The sequence below is a fragment of the Brevundimonas sp. BH3 genome (genome assembly GCF_045345115.1).
In the GTDB taxonomy this organism is placed as follows: Bacteria; Pseudomonadota; Alphaproteobacteria; order Caulobacterales; family Caulobacteraceae; genus Brevundimonas.
Map to the genome: position 1 here is coordinate 489,554 of NZ_CP150796.1, position 20,153 is coordinate 509,706.

Consider the following 20,153-nt stretch of genomic DNA (forward strand, 5'->3'; position numbering starts at 1 on the left):
TGCCCGAGGGGAAGTTCCCGGGCAGCGTTGAATAAAGGCGGAACTGTGTCAATAGCCTATTGGCAGGCGAGGCACTCGTCATAATCGGTGCGGGCTGCCGAAAAGAGGTCCGGCTGGTTAGGATCGATCTCGGCCTCTTCTTTAGTGTCGGCACCGGCAAAGGCGGCGCGCTGGACCGATTTGGAGCGTAGATAGTACAGCGATTTCACGCCGCGTTCCCACGCCGACCAGTGCAGCATGTGCAGGTCCCACTTATTGACATCACCCGGCACGAACAGGTTCAACGACTGGGCCTGACAGATTTCCGGCGCGCGGTCGGCGGCCAGTTCGATCAGCCACCGCTGGTCCAGCTCGAAGGCGGTCTTGAAGATGTCCTTCTCGTCGTCAGACAAGAAGTCGAGGTGCTGGATCGAGCCTTCGTGTTCAAGAATCGAGTTCCAGGTGGCATCGGTGTTCTGGCCCTTTTCTTCGAGCAGACGCTCGAGGAAAGGGTTTTTGACGGCGAACGAACCCGACAGGGTCTTGTGTGTGTATATGTTGGCCGGGATCGGCTCGATACCCGCAGACGTACCGCCGCAGATGATCGAGATCGACGCCGTCGGGGCAATCGCCATCTTGTGCGAGAAACGTTCCATGACACCACGGTCGGCGGCGTCGGGGCAGGGGCCCTTTTCTTCGGCCAGCAGCTTGGAGGCCTTGTCGGCCTCGCGGCGCAGATGCTTGAACAGGCGCATGTTCCAGCTCTTGGCCATGGCGCTTTCAAAGGCCACGCCCTGAGCTTGCAGGAACGAGTGGAAGCCCATCAGGCCCAGACCCACCGAACGCTCGCGCGTGGCCGAATAGACGGCTTGCGACATGGCGTCCGGCGCACGGTCTATAAAATCTTGAAGCACATTATCGAGGAAGCGCATCAGATCTTCGATGAAGCGCGGCTCTTCACGCCATTCCAGGAAGGTCTCGGCATTGACTGACGACAGGCAGCATACGGCGGTGCGCTCGTTGTTCAGGTGGTCCTTGCCGGTGGCCAGCATGATTTCAGCGCACAGGTTGGATTGCTTGACCGAGAGGCCCAGTTCGCGCTGGTGCTGGGCCAGCTGGCGGTTCACCGTGTCCGAGAAGATCAGATAGGGCTCACCCGTCTGCATGCGGATGTCGAGAATCTTGGTCCACAGCGAGCGGGCATCCACCGTCTTGCGAACCTCGCCATTCTTGGGCGATTTTAGATCGAACGACTTGCCGTCGCGCACTGCTTCCATGAATTCGTCAGAGATCGAAATCCCGTGGTGCAGATTCAGCGACTTGCGGTTGAAGTCACCCGACGGTTTGCGGATTTCGAGGAATTCCTCGATTTCTGGGTGGTGGACGTCAAGATACACCGCGGCAGAGCCGCGACGCAGTGAGCCTTGGGAGATGGCGAGGGTCAGGCTGTCCATCACGCGGATGAAGGGGATGATGCCCGAGGTCTGGCCCGCCCCCTTGACCTGTTCACCGATGGAGCGGACGTCGCCCCAATAGGTACCGATACCGCCGCCGTTGGAGGCCAGTTGGACGTTCTCGTTCCAGACGTTCTGGATGCCGTCCAGGCTGTCGGACACCGAGTTCAGGAAGCAGGAGATGGGCAGGCCGCGATCGGCCCCTCCATTCGACAAAACCGGCGTGGCAGGCATGAACCACAGTTTCGACATATAGTCGTAAACACGCTGGGCGTGCTCGGCATCGTCGGCGAAGGCGACGGCGACGCGGGCAAACATGTCCTGATAGGATTCACCGGCGAGGAGATAGCGGTCCTCGAGGGTTTTTTTGCCGAAATCTGTCAACAGGTCGTCACGCGAGCGGTCTAGTTTGAGGCTACCCGCCACCAGTTCCAAACGGGGCTTGAATGACTTCAAACCCGTTGAAACTGCCGAAAAATCCGTCGTCTTGAGAGCTTCGCCGCCTGCCATTGCTACAACCCGTAAACCTGTGGATAACGCCAGATGTTGTAGTCACAACACCACTTACCTCTAAATCTAGGGTTAAGACGGGGTGGGTTCAAATTTAATTTCAATTCAGCTAATTTTTCACTTGCTATCCAGATGCACGCGAATGGCCAAGCCATTGCTTGGAATGTGTCGGAACATATGCCACGGTTTTGTCGTAATTATCTCGGGAATCGCTCCTGGTCGGGGTGGAACTGAAAACCAGCAGGAGCCGTTGTCGATCCCATGACTGCTCATCCGATTGCGTTCACCGCACGTGTCATCCGTGTCGCTCGCGCCGAAATAGGCACAGTTGCAGGCTTGTTGGCGGGCAGTCTGGGTCTGGCTCTTTTTTCCAGTGTTGCCGATGGTGTGGCCGAGGGTGACGAGCAAAAATTTGACTGGGCCGTCCTGCATTGGACACGTCCCTATGCCGACGCGCCGGACCGTCCGATCGGGCCGTGGTGGCTCCACGAAGCGGCGATTGATATTACTTCTCTGGGTGGAATATCGGTTCTGGCGATTTTCGCTTTAATGGCGGTCGGCTTCTTGTTGATTCACGGCAAACGCCTTTCAGCTTTCTTGATGGTGTTGGGTCTGGCGGGGGGGGTGTTTTTATCGGAAGGCCTCAAGGCGCTGTTTGATCGCCCGCGACCACCTGCGGCCTATCAGGTGGTCGAGACACTGAATGCCAGTTTCCCGTCAGGGCATGCACTTTTGGCGACAGTCTTTTATCTGAGTGTGGGCGTCATGCTGACGCGCGCCTTTCCCCGTACCCGCATGAAGGCCTATACATTGGGGTGTGCGGTCGTGCTGGTGCTTTTGATCGGATTGACGCGTATTTATCTGGGCGCGCACTGGGCTTCGGATGTGGCCGCAGGCTGGGGCATCGGGGCTTTCTGGGCCATGCTTCTTTGGCTGTTCGCTTATGCAATGGAACGACGCCAGCGACTGCATATGGCCCGCTTGCAGGATGAACCCTGATTTGTAGGCCTAGACGAAGGTCTAGGAAGGGCGTGACCCGGAGTAAGGTTACCAAAAGTCATAAGAAACCTAGAGGCGGGTCTCGTTGTTAGGCTTGCTGGACCTTCGAGGGAACTATGACTGACTTTGCTGCACAGTACGCCGCCAAGCTTGTAACCGCCGACGCGGCAGTCAAATCCGTGAACGCAGGAGCAAAGGTCGCCATGGGTCTGGGAATTTCCCAGCCTCCCGCCCTGCTGAAGGCCTTGGCCGATCGGGCCGAGGCTGGCGATATTGCCGATGTGAACATCTATTATCTGCTGTCGGTCAAAACAGCGGGCGATACGGTGTTGCGCTACGAACTGACAGACCGTCTGCGTCCCTACAGCCTTTTCCACGGCGCTATCGAGCGCAAGCTGGACCAGCGTGGTCGTGACGAGGGCCGTCAGGGCGTGTGGTTCATCCCGACCAGCTTCCAGCAGACCCCCGATGTTCTGGTCAATCAGGTCAAGGTGGACACACTGGTAACCACAGTCTCGCCAATGGATGAGGAGGGATATTTCTCGTTCGGGGTGAACACAGACTATGCGACGCCGGTGGCCCGTTCGGGCGCGCGTCTGATCCTCGAGGTCAACGAGAATTTCCCGCGCGTGGCCGGTGATACCCGCGTGCACATTTCCGAGGTCACGGCTCTGGTCGAGAACCATGTGCCGCTGATCGAGGCGGGCAAGGCTCCGATGACCCCCAATGACGAAATCATTGGCGGTATTATTGCCGGTATGATCGAGGACGGCTCGACGTTGCAAATGGGGATCGGCGCGTTGCCGGATGCAGTTTGTGCGGCCTTGTTCGATCGCAAGGATCTGGGGGTTCACACCGAACTGATGACGCCGGGTCTGATGGCGCTGATCAAGGCGGGCGTGATCAATAACAGCCGCAAAGCGATCCATAAAGGCAAGTCGGTCTTTACCTTCGCCATGGGGACCAAGGACGACTATGATTTCATGAACGGCAATGCCGATTTCGAGGCCTATGGCGTCGACTATGTGAACGACCCGGCGGTTATTGCTCAAAACGACAAGGTGGTATCGGTGAATGCGACCTTGCAGATTGATCTGACGGGCGCGGCCTGTTCGGAATATCTGAACGGTCGTCAGTTTACTGCGGCCGGTGGTCAGTTGGATTTTGTACGCGGGGCTTCGCGTTCGAAGGGCGGCAAATCGATCATTGCCTGCCACTCGACTGCAGCTAAAGGCACCGTGTCACGCATCGTGGCCAAGCTTGACGGTCCGGTCACCACGCCACGCAATGATGTGCAGTGGGTGGTTACCGAACATGGCGCAGTCAATCTGCGTGGTCTAAGCGACGATGAGCGCGCCCGTGCTCTGATCGGTCTAGCGGCACCGGAGTTCCGTGAGGAACTGACTGCTCAGGCACGCGAACTGGGTATGATCCAGAACTAGATATGGCCTCAGATAAAAGAAGCCCGCCGTTTGTTGCAAACGGCGGTCTTTTTGTGTCGATGATTGGCAGTCGGATTACTGTGCGTGTTTACGCAGCTGTAGCGACCAGATGACGCCTGCAATACCCAGAACAATGGCCCAGGCTCCGATCACCCATGTGAGGGTGATGGAGGCTTGGGCTGGCGCTGCCAACACCAGAATACCGAACAAGACAGACACGATACCGGCCGGAACCAATATCCATGAGTGTTTGACGGTTTTACGCAGTACGAAGGCTCCGATCATGTCGAACGCGCCCCGAACGATAGCGGCGGCACCTACCAGCATGACAAAGACGAGAGCGGTAAGGCCGGGCATGGCGATTGCAATGCCGCCGGCGACCAGTCCGGCGATGCCGCCAAATACCAACCACCAGCGAGAGCGGGTACCGCCGCCGCGGATGGCTGCATAGAGAGACAAAATGCCGTCCATCAATGCGTAGAAAGCATAAAGGAAAACAAAGGCAATCAGGCTGACCATTGGCCAGACAACGGCAATACCGCCGAAAATAATGGCAAGCACGGAGCGTAGAAGCACAATGTTCCACGCTGCGGACAGATCGGCCTGGATGGCTGAATACAGGTTACCTTGTGTTGGAGGAGTCTCGCTCATTGTGTTCTCCCGCAGCCTGTTAGAAATGTAAAATAAATCCCCACGGCACAGGTGGGTTCCTAAGCGCGATAAATTCGCATGGCGGATGTTTGTTATGCTGGCACAGGTAGCGATGCCGCTTTGTGTCGTGTGGTCGACGAGAATTTATCCTCGGCTTCTCCCACAGGTATATGGTCTAAAGCCCCTATATCTAGTGTCCGTATAAAATTAGAACGCAAAATAGCGGGTGGATTGGGTTGTGCCGATGCGTGAGCTGGCGCATGGTGACCACCAGATTCCTTTCCCTGTTTCTTCCAGTCAGGACCTTGAGCGATGAACGCCCATTCCTCGATCATCCAGCCCGGCACGGCCGGTCTGCTGACCCCTTCGGCCGCCTATAAGCCCTTCCGTTATCCGTGGGCTTTCGACATGTGGAAGAAGCAGCAGCAAGTCCACTGGATGCCCGAGGAAGTGCCACTGGGCGAGGACGTCAAGGATTGGGCCGCCAAGCTGGACGACAGCGAGCGCAACCTGCTGACCCAGATTTTCCGCTTCTTCACCCAGGCGGATATCGAGGTTCAGGACAACTATATGGAGCGCTATGGTCGGGTGTTTAAGCCGACCGAAGTGAAGATGATGCTGGCGGCCTTTGCCAATATGGAGACCATCCATATTGCCGCCTATGCGCTTCTGCTCGAAACCATCGGCATGCCCGAGAGCGAGTTCGGGGCCTTCATGGAATATGAGGCTATGAAGGACAAGCACGACTATATGGGCCAGTTCGGCGTCGAGACCGATGCCGACATCTGCCGCACCCTGGCGATGTTCGGTGGCTTCTCTGAAGGGCTGCAACTGTTCGCATCGTTCGCGATGCTGATGAACTTCCCGCGCCAGAACAAGATGAAGGGCATGGGCCAGATCGTCTCGTGGTCGGTGCGCGATGAAAGCCTGCACTGCGAAGGCATCATCAAACTGTACCACGCCTTCAACAAGGAAACGGGTGCGGTGACCAAGGCCGTCGCCGACGACATCGTTGATTGCTGCAAGACCGTGATCGACATGGAAGACAAGTTTATCGATCTGGCCTTCGAGTTGGGGCCGGTGAACGGCATGACGCCTGACGACATCAAACAATATATCCGCTTCATCGCGGACTGGCGCCTGCGCCAGCTGAACCTGCCGGAAGTCTATGGCGTAACGGAAAACCCGCTGCCGTGGCTGCAGGCCCTGCTGTCGGGTGTCGAGCACGCCAACTTCTTCGAGGCCCGCGCGACCGAATATTCCAAGGCCGCGACCCAAGGGGCATGGCATGGCGCGGACGGTGTATGGGATAGTTTCGATGCGCTGATGAAGAAGCGCAAGGAACAGGCCGAACAGGGAGCCTGATCTTTATCTAGAGACTTAAAAAGGCGCGGAACTTCTCGGGTTCCGCGCCTTTTCGTTGGTTATTGCGGTGTGCAGCGGCTGCGGTCACCCTTGGTGCAGGCTTCCCAATCCGCACGGGCGCGGGCATAGCGTTCTTGCTCGGCCTGATAACGGGCTTGGTGCTGTGCGGTTTCGGCTTCGATGCGCAGGCGCTCGGCTTCAACGCGGGCCAGCTCGGCTTGATATTCGGCCTCGGCCTTGGCGTATTCGGCCTGATTGGCGCGATCACGCATTTCGGCCAGATCGTTCTGGTCCAGAATCTCGGCATTCAGAGCATTGGTAGTGCGCTGTTCCTGCGGATCCTGTTTAGCGTCGTCGGCACGGTGATAGGCTTCGCCGCGCTCGCGCAGCGCCTGTGCCACAGGGTCGGCAGATTGAGGGGGCGCGGCCTTCTGGGCTGCGGCAGGGGCTGCCAGACCCAATACCAGGGCGCTGCAAAGGATGAAGGTCTTAGTCGGCATGGGAAGAGACTCCTGTGTCTTCTGGCATTTTGGCAGGTGCATCGGCACCGGTGACAGGTTGTGGCAGTCGCAGTTCAAACGTTGAACCTTCCGGTCCGGTTTCCACCAGCCGCAGATCGCCGCCGTGATTGGCGGCCAGTTCGCGCGAAATTGTCAGGCCAAGGCCGGTGCCATCGGACTTGGATCCACTGACAAAAGGCTCGAACAACCGGCCCGCCAGACGCTCGGGAACACCCGGTCCATTGTCGCGGATGCGAATGACAGACATGCCGTTCTGGATATCGGCCTCGATGCTGATCTGTCCGACCTCGCCGCTATTCAGGCTTTCGATGGCTTGTCGGGCGTTACGCATCAGATTGACCAGAATGCGGTGAAGCTGGTCGGGATCGGCGCTGATGACGAAACGGGTGGGCAGCTCTGCGATCAGGCGCACCCCCTTATCCGATAGGCCGGCATCTTCTCCTGCGGCGGCTACAACACGAGCCAGCAAAAGGCGGCGGCGTTCCGGCTCAGGCTCTTCGGACTTACCGTATTCCAGCACATTGCGGGCCAGATTGGCGGCGCGGCCCAGCGCTCTTTCCAGACGCGGCAGGGCCTTGGCCACCAGCGGGTCCGACGAAGAGGACAGACGTTCAGAAGCGATCTGGGCCGAGGTTAGCATATTGCGAAGATCGTGATTGATCTTGGCTACGGCCTCTCCCAGTGCCACCAGACGGGCACGCGAGCGCAAAGACTGGCGTACCTCTTCTTGCATACGGGCCAGTTCGCGCTCGACACGACCGATCTCGTCATGACGATCCGAAGGGACCTCGCCACGGATTTCGGGATTGGCGGCAAAGCGCTCAATAGAACGGGTGACCCTTTGCAAAGGCTGCAGCACCAGAAATGACAGGCCCAGCCACAACAGGCCGCCCGCCACCAGTGCAATAATCATCGAGACAATCAGGTTGTTGAGGATATAGGCCCTCAACTCGATCTTGAGAGGCTGGGCAGGGGCCAGAATCTCGATCAGGTCGCCCGAGCGATATCGAGGCGTGGCCTGTACCCGCAGTGACCGGTCAGGATGGCCAAACAGGGTCCGCCACGGATCAAGGAGCTTGCTGCCGATACTACGGTTTCTAAGGTCGATCAGGTCAGGCGTGCGCGGCAGGTTGGGAGCTTGCAACAGCAGGCGCCGTACGCCCTGTTCGCCCACAACAACCGACTGCACCCCACCAATGGTCAAAAGCTGTTCGGCCGTCGTGTCCTCGACGGCGGAATAGGGCAGGGCCTCGACCCCCACAGAGGCCAGTTCGGCGGCCTGTAGCCGGTCCCGTAGCCAGCGCTCCTGGAACGAGGAGGCGCTAGGGACAAGGATCATGCCCGCCACCAGCAGCGTGAAGGCCACCGTCAGCAGCATAAGGCGCGCCGTCAGTCCGTCCGGACCATGCGGGCGCAAGCGCTCGCCCTTGCGGGGGAAGGACGGCAGTTTGAGCTTGCCAATAGAAATGCGGCGCGGATCAGTCACAACGGGTTCAATAGCACGTCTGTAAAGCTTGGTGAGCCTATCTTGGGCAAGAAGCCGAACAGAGATGTATCAGGGCAGACGGTCGGAAGACGACAAGAGCCGACTTTTATACAGTTTGAGGCTCAGAGGCAGGATCATCGACAGGAAGGCTACGCCCATCAGGGGCCACATAAAACGCTGGAACAGGGAGTGGATATCGGGGTCCGGATCATACAGCAGTACGCTGTGTAGCCCGCTCCCGATCCAGCAATAGATGATATGGGCAGGCAGCAGGCCGATAAAGGTGGCTGTGAGATAGGGGCGCAAAGGGGCAGACATGACCCCTGCGGCCACATTGATCATATGAAACGGCACCGAAACGATCAGGCGTGCGGTCAGCACGTACCAGAAGGTGTTGCGATCCACGCCGTCGCAGATGCGCTTGAGAAGACCCGTATCGGCAGCGGCCTTGCGTTTCAGTGATTCTCCAAGCGCCGTGCGGCCTACATAATAGACGGATAATGCGCCAAGGGTGGCAGCAAGGGCCGTGGCAATACCGCCGACCCAGGGGCCGAACAGGTATCCTGCTGTCAGGGTGACAAAGAACACACCGGGCACAACACTGGCGGTTAGAACCGTAAACACCACCATCAGTGCCAGCAGGGCCAGTAGATAATACTGGTCCGCCCAAGCAGACAGCATGGCCCCGTGCAGCCTAAGAGTTTCCAGAGATAGATAGCGGTTCCAGCCTGTCGCAAAGATCAGGGTTGCGACCAAAACCACCAGTGCCAGAGGTATAAATCGGGTCAGACGGGGCAAGGCGGGCATTCCAGATTGCGATGATATAAAAAAACTTGGACGATTCCGGTGCTTGTGGCGCTGACAAACGGCTCCATACCGTTGACTCCGATGCAGGGGGGTTCTATACGCCCGCCTCTCTTCCGCGGTAGATGATCGTATCTATCGTTCAACCTTTATAACCTGGAGCCGACCGTGAAACGGACCTATCAGCCGTCGCGTCTCGTGCGCAAGCGCCGTCACGGCTTCCGTTCGCGGATGGCCACCAAGAACGGTCAAAAGATCGTAGCGCGTCGTCGCGCTAAAGGCCGCAAGCGCCTGACCGCCTAAAGTCACGCGCCCATAACCCAGTCTAAAGGGAGGGCGCATGACCGATCTGATGAAAATCGATCGCCTATTGCGGCGGCCCCAGTTTCTGGCGGCCGCCAAAGGCGTTTCTCAAGCGAGAGGCGCCGTGGTCATCCAACAGCTTGACCGGGCCGACGGCAGCGATGCCATCCGTGCCGGATTTACCGCGACCCGAAAAGTCGGCGGATCGGTGGTGCGCAACCGCGCCAAGCGCCGGTTACGCGAGGCTGCACGCCAGCTTTTGCCTCTTTATGGCGCGCCAGGCTGTGACTATGTGTTGATTGCCCGCATGGGCACGGCTGACCGAGACTGGGACCGATTGCTTGACGATGTGAAATCGGCCCTTACAAGGCTCTCCAAGATGCGCACCGATCCATCCCTTGCTAAGGGTGGTAATTTCGGTGCGCCCCATAATGATCAATCGCGCCCCGCCACACAGGCCGCTGACCAGGACCGCTGATCCCGATGCAAAGAGAAAATTCGCGCAACACAATCATCTTCTTCGTGTGCGCGGCCCTGATTATGGGCTTCTACTATTTCGCCGTGATGAAGCCGCAGGCTGACCAGCAGCGCGCGGCCCGTATTGCGACCGCTGAAATGTCGCAAGAGGCTGGCACTGCCGTGGGCGATGCCGAGGCCACTCTGGCCGGTGGTGCCTATGTCACGGACCGTTCGGCGGCGCTGGGTGCCGCCGGTCGTGTTCAGATCGAAACCGGCACGGTCAAGGGCTCGCTGTCCCTGCTGGGCAGCCGCATCGACGACCTGTTCCTGACCAACTACAAACAGGAACTGGGCAGCGATGCTCCGGTCGAGTTGTTCCGCCCGCAGGGTATGGAACATGCCTATTTCGCCCAATTCGGCTGGCGTGGTGAAAACGTCGCCGGTGGTGTTCCGGGACCGAACACTGTCTGGACCCTGTCCAAGGGCGACAAGCTGACCCCGACCACGCCGGTTGAACTGACCTGGGATAATGGCAACGGCCTGCGCTTTACCCGCACCATTTCGGTGGATGAACAATATCTGTTTACCGTCAAGGATACTGTGGCCAACCTTGGCGCAACCCCGATCACCATCGCGCCGTATGGCCGCGTGGAGCGTCAGGGCATTGCAGATGACCTCGGCAAACAGATGATTTCGCACGAAGGTGCCATCGGCACCTTTGGCGAGGGCAAGTCCTATTCGACCGAGCAGATCAAGTACAAAGACTGGGCCAAGAAGGCGCGTGTGGAGAAGACCTCCACCGGCGGCTGGATGGGTATCAGCGACAAATACTGGCTGGCGGCCCTGATCCCGGCTCAGGACGAAAAGATCGATGCGCGCTTTACGGTGCGTAATGTCCAGAACGTCGATGTGCACGAAGCCAACATGCTGGGCGCGGCCCACATCATCGCGCCAGGCAAGCAGATCACCGAGACGCAACGTCTGTTTGCCGGTGTGAAGCGCAACGAGATTTTGAAATCCTACGAGGAAAACCTCGGCCTGCCGCGTTTCGTCTATGCGATCGACTGGGGCATGTTCTGGTTCCTGACCCGTCCGATTTTTGCGGTTCTGGAATTCTTCTTCGGCCTGCTAGGCAATTTTGGTCTGGCCATTCTGGCCCTGACTGTGGTCGTGAAGCTGGTTCTTTTCCCGCTGGCCAACAAGTCGTATGCGTCGATGTCGAAGATGCGCATGCTGCAGCCCAAGCTGGAAGAGCTGAAGAAAAAGCACGGCAAGGATCCGCAAAAGCAGCAGCAGGAAATGATGGCCCTGTACCAGCGCGAGAAGATCAATCCGCTGGCGGGTTGCCTTCCGATCCTGGTGCAGATTCCGGTCTTCTATGCGCTGTACAAGGTGCTGTTCGTGACCATCGAAATGCGTCACGCGCCTTTCTTCGGCTGGATCAAGGACCTGTCGGCGAAAGACCCGACGACCATCTGGAACCTGTTCGGTGCGATCCCTTACGATCCGGCGGCGATTCCGCTGCTGGGTGGTATTCTGGGTGGTCCGCTGCACCTCGGCGTCCTGCCGCTGGTCTATGGTCTGACCATGTGGTTGCAAATGTCGATGAACCCGCCAGCACAAGACCCGATGCAGCGTCAGATCTTTGCGCTGATGCCGCTGGTCTTCACCTTCATCATGGCTCCGTTCGCGGCTGGCCTGCTGATCTACTGGGCGTGGAACAACATCCTGTCGATCCTGCAGCAGTATGTGATCATGCATAAGTACAAGGCCGAGAACCCTATCGACACCTTCTTTGCCCGTTTCAAGAAGGGCTGATCCGTTGGACGAACCCAAGGTTGGCGAATATTCCGCCGAAGAAGTCGAGGCCGCCCGCGTCCTGTTTTCGCGTCAGGCCACCTTCATGCTCGGCTGCGCCAAGATTGAACAGCTTCCCGAACCCGATCTGCCCGAGATCGCGTTCGCCGGGCGTTCGAACGTGGGCAAGTCCAGCCTGATCAACGGTCTGGTGGGCATGCACAAGCTTGCGCGTGCCTCCAACGAGCCGGGCCGCACCCGCGAGGTCAACTTCTTCAACCTCGACGACAAGATCCGTCTGGTGGACCTTCCCGGCTATGGCTGGGCCAAGGCTTCAAAGACCACGGTGAAAAAGTTTCAGGATCTGGGCCGTGACTATCTGCGCGGCCGTGTGACCCTGAAACGGGTCTATCTGTTGATCGACGCCCGCCACGGTCTGAAAAAGGTCGATGACGAGGCACTGGATGCGCTCGATCTGGCGGCGGTGTCGTACCAGATCGTGCTGACCAAGGCGGACAAGCTCAAAAAGGGCGAGGCCGAAAAGATGCAGGCCGCAACCTTGAAAGCGATTGCCAAACGCCCTGCGGCCTATCCGCATGTTGCCGTGACCTCTTCGGAAAAGGGTGTGGGGCTTCCTGAACTGCGGGCCGAGATATTGCGCACCACCGGCGTTGTCATGGACTGATCGGGTCTCTTAGCGCCGTCGATAAAATTGCAGGGGCGAAATGCGATGGCATGTCGCCCCTCTTTTTTATGGTCGGGCTTACCCCATATCAGTCGCATGACCGCATATTCCATCCTCGACCTCGCTCCGGTGCCTGAAGGTTCGGACATCGGCACGGCCCTGCGCAACAGTGTGGAGTTGGCCTCCCATGCCGAACGGCTGGGCTATCAACGCTACTGGCTGGCCGAACACCATAACATGCCCGGCATTGCCAGCGCGGCGACCTCGGTGGTGATCGGGGCGGTGGCGGCAGCGACCAAGTCCATTCGAGTGGGCGCGGGTGGCGTGATGCTTCCCAACCACGCCCCTCTGGTTATTGCTGAACAGTTCGGCACTCTGGCCGCCCTGTATGGTGACCGGATCGATCTGGGTCTGGGGCGTGCGCCTGGAACTGACCAGATGACAGCGAGAGCCTTGCGTCGGACCCTTCAGGGCGACGTGGACAGCTTCCCGCAGGATGTGATGGAGTTGATGCGCTGGTTCGAGCCTGTGGTCGATGGGCAGCGTATTGCGGCTTATCCGGGGGGGGGTCAGCCGGTAAAGGTCTGGATTCTGGGCTCATCCACCTATGGCGCTCAATTGGCGGCGCATCTGGGGCTACCCTATGCGTTTGCCAGCCATTTTGCGCCGGGCGAAATGATGCGGGCCACCGATATCTATCGCCAGACCTTCCGACCTTCTCCCTATCTGGACAAACCCTATGTGATGCTGGGCTATAATGCCTTTGTCGCCGATACCGATGCAGAGGCGCAAAAACTGTTCAGTTCCGTCCAGCAGGCTTTTGTGAATCTGCGCCTGAACAAGGCCGGCAAGTTGCCGGCACCCGTGGAGGGCTATTACGAGCGGCTGGATGGCACAGCGAAAGCGGTCGTGGATTCGGCCTTGTCGTGTGCGGCTGTGGGGTCGGTGGACACTGTGGCTGAAACCATCAAGGCGTTTGTAGCAAAAACCGGTGCCGACGAACTGATGGTGACCAGCCAGATCTGGGATCCGAAGGCGCGTGTTCGTTCGTTAGAGCTTTTGGCAGAAGCTGTCGGGCTAAACGCGATCTAGTCGTTCTGCGGACGATCGTCTGAGGCCGAGGTAAACATCAGCGGTGAATGCCCCGTGCTTGGGGCCTTGGATGCGCTTGCCTGAAGCAGAAAACCCGATGCTGTGCCGATCAGCATGGCATCGGTAATATCGTTGGCGGTGATCTCTTCGTTGTTCTCCAGCTTGCGTTGCAGATTATCGCATTTTTGCAGTAGCGCAGCGGCCTGACGGACATCTTCGATCGGACTATGACGACCAAGGCCGCTGCGGTCGGCAAACCGCCACCCTGCACCCTCGGGGGCGGCTTGGAAGAGTTCCCATTTCTGGGACGGGGAGAGATTATCAGGCAGCCTTTCCCATGGGGCCTCTGGCCCTTGTGCCCGATAGTTACCCGTCTCTGTCGGCAAACCGTACTGCCGATAAATTTCGAGCGACGCATCACGCACAGAACGGATTTGGCGAGGTAGATCGTCCGGCCATGCCAGATCATTTCTCGGGTCAGGGTTAAGGACCGCAGGCGTGGCGCGAGCGGCTAAGCCCAGCGCCTGACGTACACGGTCCACCACCCCCATTAGTCGGTCAGGGCGTTGTTGGTGACCGACAGATCATAGACGATGCGGGTCATGCTCTGGACCACTTCAAAGAATTTCCGCATTTCAGCCGCACCCGAACGTGGTGCATAGATGATGTCGTCCGGCTCGATCTGGAAATTGCTGGCGATAAAGAAGCCCTGACCTTCATTGAGGTTCAGGCGATAGACTACCGGAACACCGCGCGAGGTCACTGGTTGGGTCAGGCCCAGTGCCTGTGCCACCTCGGGGCGCTCAAAGCGGAAGACCAAGACCGAGCGGGCATTGGCCTGATTGGTATCCAGGCCACCGACACCGCTGAGGGCCTCGCTGAGGGTCAGTGGGCCGGGCGGCAGTTCGCTGCGGGCCACGGCATTAAAGGCACCGAACGAAGAGAAGCGGCGCGGGCGATAGGTCAGGTTGATCTGGTCGCCGCGTTGCAGGCGGATATTCTCGTCAAACTTGGTGGTCACCACCGACATAGGGGCCGAATAGGTGCGACCTTCGCGCATGATCACCACATCGACATCATAGGGAGAACGCGACGAGCCACCGGCGGCGGCGATGATGTCCAGCAGCTGGTCGTGATTGGCATTCAGCGCCTGACGACCCGGATTGCGGACATCGCCCAGAACCGTGACCGAGTTGGAGGCCGAATTGGCAGTGACGACGACCTGCGGATTGGCAACCTTGCCCGCCAGCGAGCGGCGTATCGCGGTGGCCGCCTCGCCGGGCGTCATGCCGCGCACATTGACCGAACCGGCATAGGGAACCGGTACAGCACCGTTACGGTCGACAGTCAGAGGGGGCAGCGAGGGGCCGCTATCACCGCTGGCAAACAGGTTGGTGCCGGGCGCAAAAATGCTGACGGCCAGAGTATCACCAATGCCGATGATGTCGGTCGGTTCATGGCTATCCGCCAGGGCAAGACCAGCAAAGGAACGCGGTGGCGCATGGCGCAGGCGCTCGCTCAGTTCAAAGCTTAGATCGACCATTGCATAGCTGCGTGTGGCGTCGATCGAGGAGGCACCATTGTTCACGCCCGAACCCGAAGGTCCGTCACGCGGCAAGGTCTGGCAACCCGCAAGAAGGGCGAGGATCATCAGGCTTGCAGCGGTTCTGGTCATATGAAGCTCTAAATTCCGTTTCACCGAGACTTACCTCTGTTGGTGCAAAGTCGCCAGAGGCTTGAGTATCCGCTCATCCACAATGGCAAAATGCCGGGCCCAGTCCGGTGCCGTATACTGTGGTACCTCGGGTTTTTGGATGCTGTAATCTTTAATAGCAGACATCCAGCCGAAACCATCCTGCGGATCAATAAGTCGGGCATGACCCACCAGTTCCCGATGCGGCGGAATATCGGAGGCAATCAGTGGCACACCAAGTGCAGAAGCTTCGACGGCAGGCAGATCAAAACCCTCGACGCTGGACGGAGATAAAACAGCTTGCGCGCCCAGCATGAGGCGGGTCAACAAGCGATCAGACATACCTTCGGCCTGATGAACCCTGCCTTGAAGCTCGGGGCAGCGGTGCAGCATGGCCAGTTCGGCTTCATTTTCCCAGCCATATCGTCCGATTAAAACCAGTGAAGGAGTTTGCTCGCCCATCTGCTCGGTCAAGGTTCGCCACACATTCAGGATGAAGGCGAGATTCTTGCGGCCCTCGATCGTGCCGACATGCACGAAATAGGGGCGGGACGTTACCAGGGGTTCGGCTTGCCCAAGATGGCTTTCGAGGCCGAGGTGCGCGATTTCGACCGGTCTTCGCGGCAGGTTTAGGCCGGAGGCAAAGCGTTCCAGCTCGGCGGCGGTGTAGGCACTGTTGGCGATGATGTGGCTGCCCAGCGACAAGGCGTGGTGTATGCGACGGGCATGTTTGGCATCATCTCCGGGACGGCAATACTGGGGATGGGTCACGGGGATGAGATCGTGGACCATCAGCAGGCGGGCAATACCGGCATCCTGAAGCGAGGTCAGGAGTCCCGGTTCGTCCAGCCCTGTGTGTCCAACATTGATATAGGCCATGGCGGGCGGCAGGGCTGTGCGTCGTGCGCGGAAAAACTGACGGGCGACGTGGCGCTTTTTTCGGGTTTCAGTGGTGACAGGCAGAGGGGATCGCACAGACTGGGCAGGGCGCAGGGGTGTGCTTAAAGCCTGAAGCAGGGCGGTGTCCTGTGGGCGGTCCTGCACTTCGGACAGACCATTCCAGCGGGTGCGCAGGTCTTTGATGCGCTCGCGGAACCAGTCATTGGACACCAGAGCCAATTGCCCTTTGCGAGCGCGAACCGGCACCATCCGGTATTGCGGATGGGCGATCAGCCATTCCGCATAAGCCAGACAGACGCGGTCTATACCCGTCGGGGCAGCCCTTTCGGTGCGGCTCAGCAACCGGCTGGCATCCAGCAGGACGGTGGGATGCATCAGGAAACGTAACCGGCTTGCATAAGCTCGGCGAGGTGGATCACGGCCACCGGGCGATTATCCTCGACCACATAGAGGCTGCTGATCTTGTTGGTGGTCAAAAGGTCCACCACATCACGCATACGCTGGTCGGGATCAACGGTGATCGGCGAGCGGCTCATAATGTCTGCGGCGGTGATGTTGGTAATGTCGCGGCTGAAGGCGCGGCGGACGTCACCGTCTGTTATAATGCCAGCCAGTGTCTGGTCTGGGTTGAGTACCGCAACCGTGCCTTTGCGACCGGCCGTAATCGCCGAGACGATGTCGGTGAAATTAGCATCTAGAGCCACCGAGGTTGGCGTGGCAGCGTGATCCCCCATCCATTCACGGACCGATTGCAGACTCATGCCCAGTGCACCACCTGGATGGTGCAGGCCGAAGTCTTCGCGCGTGAAGCCTCGCTGTTCCATCAGGACCATGGCCAAGGCATCGCCAAGGGCCAGTGTCATCAATGTGGATGTCGTTGGGGCCAGACCCTCGGGGCAGGCTTCTGCGACCTTGGGCATTTCCAGCACCACCTGCGAATGGCGGCCCAGAAGGCTGTCCTTGCGCTGGGTGATGCCGATGACCGGAATATTGTTGCGCTGGCAATAGATCAGTGGATCGCGCAGTTCGCGGCTTTCGCCTGAATTGGAAATGGCGAGGACCGTAACATCGGGGCGCAACATGCCTAGATCGCCATGGCTCATCTCGGCAGGGTGGACAAAGAAGGCATTGGTGCCGGTCGAGGCCATGGTGGCGGCGATCTTGTTTCCGATATGACCTGACTTGCCCATGCCAGTTACCACCACATAGCCAGGACGCGACAGGATGATGGCGCAGGCACGCGCTATGGAATCGTCCAGTGTCTCGTCCAGCTTTTGCAGGGCGGCAATATTCAGCTGGATGACGCTTCGGGCTCGCTCGGTCATTGAGCTTGTTACATCGGAAGGGGGGAGCCCGAATAAAGTGGTCATAGTTATTCCAGTGACGCGAGTGTCTTATATCGCGTGATTAACGCCATCCGGTACAGGCTGACAACGACACTTTGGTTTTTTACGATGCATGGCTTTGGTTTTGACGTCATGTTGACCTAAAAAAATGGATTAGAGGCCATGCTTTGTGCCTATACTCCATTCATGTTCATCCTTGAGCGGACTGCGCCTTGGTGAGTTCAATCATCCCCTGGGCTGCACCCATCTCGGGTACGATTTCACCGCTACGGTCGGATATTTTATCAAAACGGGCCGCGACCTGTTCTGCGGCATCGAGACCGGTGATGAAATCACCCTGCGTCAAGGTGATATAGGCGCGTTCGAAGCCGCCTGCACCGGCGGCAAGAATGCAGCGGGTGGGGGCATCGGGACTGACCAGATGTAATAAGCCAGGCGTGACAAGTGCCGGAGCCAGCGCCTCGAGCGGCAGGCCGAGGTCTTCGGTCATGCGGGTATGAGCAGTGGGAGCCAGGCAGTTGACGCGGATATCGTTCTTGGCACCTTCAATCGAGAGGGTTTGCATTAGTCCGACCAGAGCCATCTTGGCGGCTCCATAGTTGGACTGGCCAAAATTGCCGAACAATCCCGATGAAGATGTGGTCATGACGATACGGCCATAATTCTGGTCGCGCATAATGTCCCAGACAGCCTTGGTGCAGTTAACGGCTCCCATCAGGTGCACATCCACCACTAACCGGAAGTCATCAAGTTCCATCTTGGCAAAGCTCTTGTCGCGCAAGATGCCGGCATTATTGACCAGAATATCCACGCGGCCCCATTTGGCCACGGTTTCGGCAACCATCTGGCTGACAGCCTGGAAGTCGGTCACCGATGCAGCGCTCGCTATCGCTTCGCCTCCGGCGGCGAGAATCTCGGCGACGACCGCTTCGGCTGCAGATTGCGAAGCCCCCGATCCATCCCGCGCACCGCCTAGGTCATTGACGACAACCTTGGCTCCGCGTGCAGCCAGAGCCAGCGCATGCTCGCGACCCAAGCCTCCGCCAGCGCCCGTAACAATGGCAACCTGCCCCTTGAACATTTCTGACACGCATGATCTCCCCAAATTGTGCGTCGAAGCCTTTTACATGAGTGTAGTATAGGCACCAACAAAAGTGTTGGAATGGCGCCACAGTTGCCACATTGTGTGATATTTCAAGGAACCAGCGTGCGGCAATGCCGTTCGTTGCTTCGAGCGTCTTTGTGGGAACATGAAGACATCGCACTCATAATTCAGTGAGAGAGGACACCATGAAGCTGAAACTTCTTGCCAGTGTCGCCGCCGCAGGGCTGTTTGCGGCTGGTGCCGCATCGGCTGAGCCGGACGGCTGGTACGGCGCTATCGACGCCGGTTATCACATCATCGACGATATCAATGCTGAGTCGTCGACCACCGGTGCAAACTGGAACTGGGAAGTCAACGATGGCTGGACCGCATTTGCGCGTCTCGGCTACCGCTTCAACCCGAACTGGCGCGCTGAACTCGAAGGCGGTTACCGCTCGGGTGACATCGGCACCGTTCGCGCTGTTTCGGGCGCACAGGGTCTGTGCAACCTGACCCCGGCTACCGGTCCGTGCCACTCGCCGGAAGGTGACATCACCTCGACCACCCTGATGGCCAACGTCATTTATGACTTCGGCACCCCGGAATGGACCTTGCGTCCGTTCGTGGGTCTGGGCGTTGGTGTGAACCGCGTAAACGTCGACACCGTTGGTCGTCTGCGTCAGGCTCCGGGTGGCGCTTTCGCTGCTGACGATTCCTCGACCAAGTTTGCTGCTCAGGCCATTGCTGGTCTGGCATGGGCGATCTCGGATCGCGCAAACATCGACCTGACCTATCGTTACCTGACCGGCGATGCCAACTGGCAGTCTTCCGTTCCGGCCTCGGTTACTCCGGCATTCGGTGAATGGTCGGGCGACTATGACCAGTCGCACGCTGTGACCCTGGGTCTGCGTTATGCGTTCGGTGCGGAAGACGCTCCGCCGCCGCCGCCTCCGCCGCCGCCGCCGCCTCCGCCTCCTCCTCCGCCGCCTCCGCCTCCGCCGCCGCCGCCGCCGGCTAAACCGGCAGCCCGTCAGTTCGTTGTCTACTTCGACTTCGACCGTTCGGACCTGACCGCGGAAGCTCGCTCGGTTGTGACCCAGGCTGCCAACTACGCCAAGTCGGGCGCTCCGACCCGCGTACTGGTCGTCGGCCACACGGATACCTCGGGTAACGCAGCCTACAACCTGGGCCTGTCGAACCGTCGTGCCCGTACCGTTGCTGATGCCCTGGTTGCCCAAGGCGTCAATGGTGGCGTGATCTCGCTGGATGGTAAGGGCGAAACCGCTCTGGCCAAGGCAACGGCTGACGGCGTGCGTGAGCCGCTGAACCGTCGCGCCAGCATCGACATCAACTTCTAATCACTGAAGGGGAGGGTGCTCACACTCTCCCCCATAGTTGATCGAAGATGATTATTGCATTGAGCCGCAGGGTGTTTCTCTAACATTCTGCGGTTCTTTCGTTTGAATATAAATTTCAAGATTACTTTCTGATTGGCGTAAAGTGCGAAGCTGATTACCAAGATTTCCTGAGGGCATTCGCGGTGTGAGCTTCCCTTTAAATCCCGCCTCCCTACGAGAGACTTT

19 protein-coding genes are annotated in these 20,153 nt (G+C 58.7%); 9 read left to right on the forward strand and 10 right to left on the reverse strand.

Going from position 1 to position 20,153, the window contains the following annotated elements; genetic code table 11:
* Positions 1–56: 56 nt before the first annotated feature.
* Positions 57–1,943, reverse strand: coding sequence for a ribonucleoside-diphosphate reductase subunit alpha (locus tag WEU32_RS02320; RefSeq protein ID WP_312134788.1), 1,887 nt, complete (start codon positions 1,941–1,943; stop codon positions 57–59).
* A 261-nt stretch (positions 1,944–2,204) separates the two neighbouring features.
* Between WEU32_RS02320 and WEU32_RS02325 the strand changes: the two genes are divergently transcribed.
* On the forward strand, positions 2,205–2,942 hold the full coding sequence (locus tag WEU32_RS02325; RefSeq protein WP_312134790.1) for a phosphatase PAP2 family protein: 738 nt from the start codon (positions 2,205–2,207) through the stop codon (positions 2,940–2,942).
* 116 nt (positions 2,943–3,058) lie between these two features.
* A complete protein-coding gene (locus WEU32_RS02330) occupies positions 3,059–4,384 on the forward strand; it encodes an acetyl-CoA hydrolase/transferase family protein (protein WP_406852729.1) in 1,326 nt (441 codons plus the stop codon).
* A gap of 75 nt (positions 4,385–4,459) precedes the next feature.
* On the opposite strand, the gene WEU32_RS02335 is transcribed toward WEU32_RS02330, so the two are convergent.
* On the reverse strand, positions 4,460–5,035 hold the full coding sequence (locus WEU32_RS02335; RefSeq protein ID WP_406852730.1) for an HdeD family acid-resistance protein: 576 nt from the start codon (positions 5,033–5,035) through the stop codon (positions 4,460–4,462).
* 312 nt (positions 5,036–5,347) lie between these two features.
* Here WEU32_RS02335 and WEU32_RS02340 point away from each other — a divergent pair, with 312 nt between their 5' ends.
* Positions 5,348–6,400 carry a ribonucleotide-diphosphate reductase subunit beta gene (locus tag WEU32_RS02340; protein WP_406852731.1) on the forward strand — a complete coding sequence of 351 codons (1,053 nt, stop codon included), beginning with the start codon at positions 5,348–5,350 and terminating at the stop codon, positions 6,398–6,400.
* A gap of 59 nt (positions 6,401–6,459) precedes the next feature.
* Here WEU32_RS02340 and WEU32_RS02345 read toward each other — a convergent pair whose 3' ends face one another.
* The 3 genes from WEU32_RS02345 to WEU32_RS02355 all read right to left on the reverse strand — a co-directional run bounded on the left by WEU32_RS02345 (position 6,460) and on the right by WEU32_RS02355 (position 9,214).
* A complete protein-coding gene (locus WEU32_RS02345; protein ID WP_312134796.1) occupies positions 6,460–6,900 on the reverse strand; it encodes a cell wall hydrolase in 441 nt (146 codons plus the stop codon).
* On the reverse strand, positions 6,890–8,407 hold the full coding sequence (locus WEU32_RS02350) for a sensor histidine kinase (protein ID WP_406852732.1): 1,518 nt from the start codon (positions 8,405–8,407) through the stop codon (positions 6,890–6,892). The genes WEU32_RS02345 and WEU32_RS02350 overlap by 11 nt, the downstream gene beginning before the upstream one ends.
* Positions 8,408–8,476: 69 nt before the next feature.
* On the reverse strand, positions 8,477–9,214 hold the full coding sequence (locus WEU32_RS02355; RefSeq protein ID WP_406852733.1) for a TVP38/TMEM64 family protein: 738 nt from the start codon (positions 9,212–9,214) through the stop codon (positions 8,477–8,479).
* Positions 9,215–9,379: 165 nt separating this feature from the next.
* On the opposite strand from WEU32_RS02355, the gene rpmH reads away from it, so the two are divergent.
* The 5 genes from rpmH to WEU32_RS02380 all read left to right on the forward strand — a co-directional run bounded on the left by rpmH (position 9,380) and on the right by WEU32_RS02380 (position 13,547).
* Positions 9,380–9,514 carry a 50S ribosomal protein L34 gene (gene rpmH / locus WEU32_RS02360; RefSeq protein WP_003164000.1) on the forward strand — a complete coding sequence of 45 codons (135 nt, stop codon included), beginning with the start codon at positions 9,380–9,382 and terminating at the stop codon, positions 9,512–9,514.
* Positions 9,515–9,551: 37 nt separating this feature from the next.
* Entirely contained in the window at positions 9,552–9,992 is a 441-nt protein-coding gene (rnpA, locus tag WEU32_RS02365) for a ribonuclease P protein component (RefSeq protein ID WP_312134803.1), read from the forward strand.
* 5 nt (positions 9,993–9,997) lie between these two features.
* Positions 9,998–11,791, forward strand: coding sequence for a membrane protein insertase YidC (yidC, locus tag WEU32_RS02370; RefSeq protein ID WP_312134805.1), 1,794 nt, complete (start codon positions 9,998–10,000; stop codon positions 11,789–11,791).
* Positions 11,792–11,795: 4 nt separating this feature from the next.
* On the forward strand, positions 11,796–12,455 hold the full coding sequence (gene yihA / locus WEU32_RS02375; RefSeq protein ID WP_406852734.1) for a ribosome biogenesis GTP-binding protein YihA/YsxC: 660 nt from the start codon (positions 11,796–11,798) through the stop codon (positions 12,453–12,455).
* Between the two features lie 96 nt (positions 12,456–12,551).
* A complete protein-coding gene (locus tag WEU32_RS02380) occupies positions 12,552–13,547 on the forward strand; it encodes an LLM class flavin-dependent oxidoreductase (RefSeq protein ID WP_406852735.1) in 996 nt (331 codons plus the stop codon).
* On the opposite strand, the gene WEU32_RS02385 is transcribed toward WEU32_RS02380, so the two are convergent.
* From WEU32_RS02385 to WEU32_RS02405, 5 genes are all read right to left on the reverse strand, one after another.
* A complete protein-coding gene (locus tag WEU32_RS02385) occupies positions 13,544–14,098 on the reverse strand; it encodes a hypothetical protein (RefSeq protein WP_406852736.1) in 555 nt (184 codons plus the stop codon). The genes WEU32_RS02380 and WEU32_RS02385 overlap by 4 nt on opposite strands.
* Complete coding sequence (locus WEU32_RS02390; RefSeq protein WP_406852737.1) at positions 14,098–15,222, reverse strand: polysaccharide biosynthesis/export family protein; 1,125 nt, start codon at positions 15,220–15,222, stop codon at positions 14,098–14,100. Before WEU32_RS02390 ends, WEU32_RS02385 begins: the two co-directional genes overlap by 1 nt.
* Positions 15,223–15,252: 30 nt before the next feature.
* Positions 15,253–16,515: a glycosyltransferase family 4 protein gene (locus WEU32_RS02395; protein ID WP_406852738.1), complete on the reverse strand. Its 1,263-nt coding sequence runs from the start codon at positions 16,513–16,515 to the stop codon at positions 15,253–15,255.
* Entirely contained in the window at positions 16,515–17,465 is a 951-nt protein-coding gene (locus tag WEU32_RS02400) for an SIS domain-containing protein (RefSeq protein WP_406852739.1), read from the reverse strand. The genes WEU32_RS02395 and WEU32_RS02400 overlap by 1 nt, the downstream gene beginning before the upstream one ends.
* A 211-nt stretch (positions 17,466–17,676) precedes the next feature.
* Positions 17,677–18,567 (reverse strand): SDR family NAD(P)-dependent oxidoreductase, encoded by an 891-nt coding sequence (locus tag WEU32_RS02405; protein ID WP_406853481.1) that lies wholly within the window; start codon positions 18,565–18,567, stop codon positions 17,677–17,679.
* 209 nt (positions 18,568–18,776) lie between these two features.
* Between WEU32_RS02405 and WEU32_RS02410 the strand changes: the two genes are divergently transcribed.
* Positions 18,777–19,928, forward strand: a complete 1,152-nt coding sequence (locus WEU32_RS02410) for an outer membrane beta-barrel protein (RefSeq protein WP_406852740.1) — start codon at positions 18,777–18,779, stop codon at positions 19,926–19,928.
* Positions 19,929–20,153: the final 225 nt, after the last annotated feature.

Bases quoted from the DNA above. Each gene is read 5' to 3' on its own strand.
- WEU32_RS02320 (WP_312134788.1), bottom strand. From the start codon at position 1,943: ATGGCAGGCGGCGAAGCTCTCAAGACGACGGATTTTTCGGCAGTTTCA.
- WEU32_RS02325 (WP_312134790.1), top strand. From the start codon at position 2,205: ATGACTGCTCATCCGATTGCGTTCACCGCACGTGTCATCCGTGTCGCT.
- WEU32_RS02330 (WP_406852729.1), top strand. From the start codon at position 3,059: ATGACTGACTTTGCTGCACAGTACGCCGCCAAGCTTGTAACCGCCGAC.
- WEU32_RS02335 (WP_406852730.1), bottom strand. From the start codon at position 5,035: ATGAGCGAGACTCCTCCAACACAAGGTAACCTGTATTCAGCCATCCAG.
- WEU32_RS02340 (WP_406852731.1), top strand. From the start codon at position 5,348: ATGAACGCCCATTCCTCGATCATCCAGCCCGGCACGGCCGGTCTGCTG.
- WEU32_RS02345 (WP_312134796.1), bottom strand. From the start codon at position 6,900: ATGCCGACTAAGACCTTCATCCTTTGCAGCGCCCTGGTATTGGGTCTG.
- WEU32_RS02355 (WP_406852733.1), bottom strand. From the start codon at position 9,214: ATGCCCGCCTTGCCCCGTCTGACCCGATTTATACCTCTGGCACTGGTG.
- rnpA (WP_312134803.1), top strand. From the start codon at position 9,552: ATGACCGATCTGATGAAAATCGATCGCCTATTGCGGCGGCCCCAGTTT.
- yidC (WP_312134805.1), top strand. From the start codon at position 9,998: ATGCAAAGAGAAAATTCGCGCAACACAATCATCTTCTTCGTGTGCGCG.
- WEU32_RS02380 (WP_406852735.1), top strand. From the start codon at position 12,552: ATGACCGCATATTCCATCCTCGACCTCGCTCCGGTGCCTGAAGGTTCG.
- WEU32_RS02385 (WP_406852736.1), bottom strand. From the start codon at position 14,098: ATGGGGGTGGTGGACCGTGTACGTCAGGCGCTGGGCTTAGCCGCTCGC.
- WEU32_RS02390 (WP_406852737.1), bottom strand. From the start codon at position 15,222: ATGACCAGAACCGCTGCAAGCCTGATGATCCTCGCCCTTCTTGCGGGT.
- WEU32_RS02395 (WP_406852738.1), bottom strand. From the start codon at position 16,515: ATGCATCCCACCGTCCTGCTGGATGCCAGCCGGTTGCTGAGCCGCACC.
- WEU32_RS02400 (WP_406852739.1), bottom strand. From the start codon at position 17,465: ATGACCGAGCGAGCCCGAAGCGTCATCCAGCTGAATATTGCCGCCCTG.
- WEU32_RS02405 (WP_406853481.1), bottom strand. From the start codon at position 18,567: ATGTTCAAGGGGCAGGTTGCCATTGTTACGGGCGCTGGCGGAGGCTTG.
- WEU32_RS02410 (WP_406852740.1), top strand. From the start codon at position 18,777: ATGAAGCTGAAACTTCTTGCCAGTGTCGCCGCCGCAGGGCTGTTTGCG.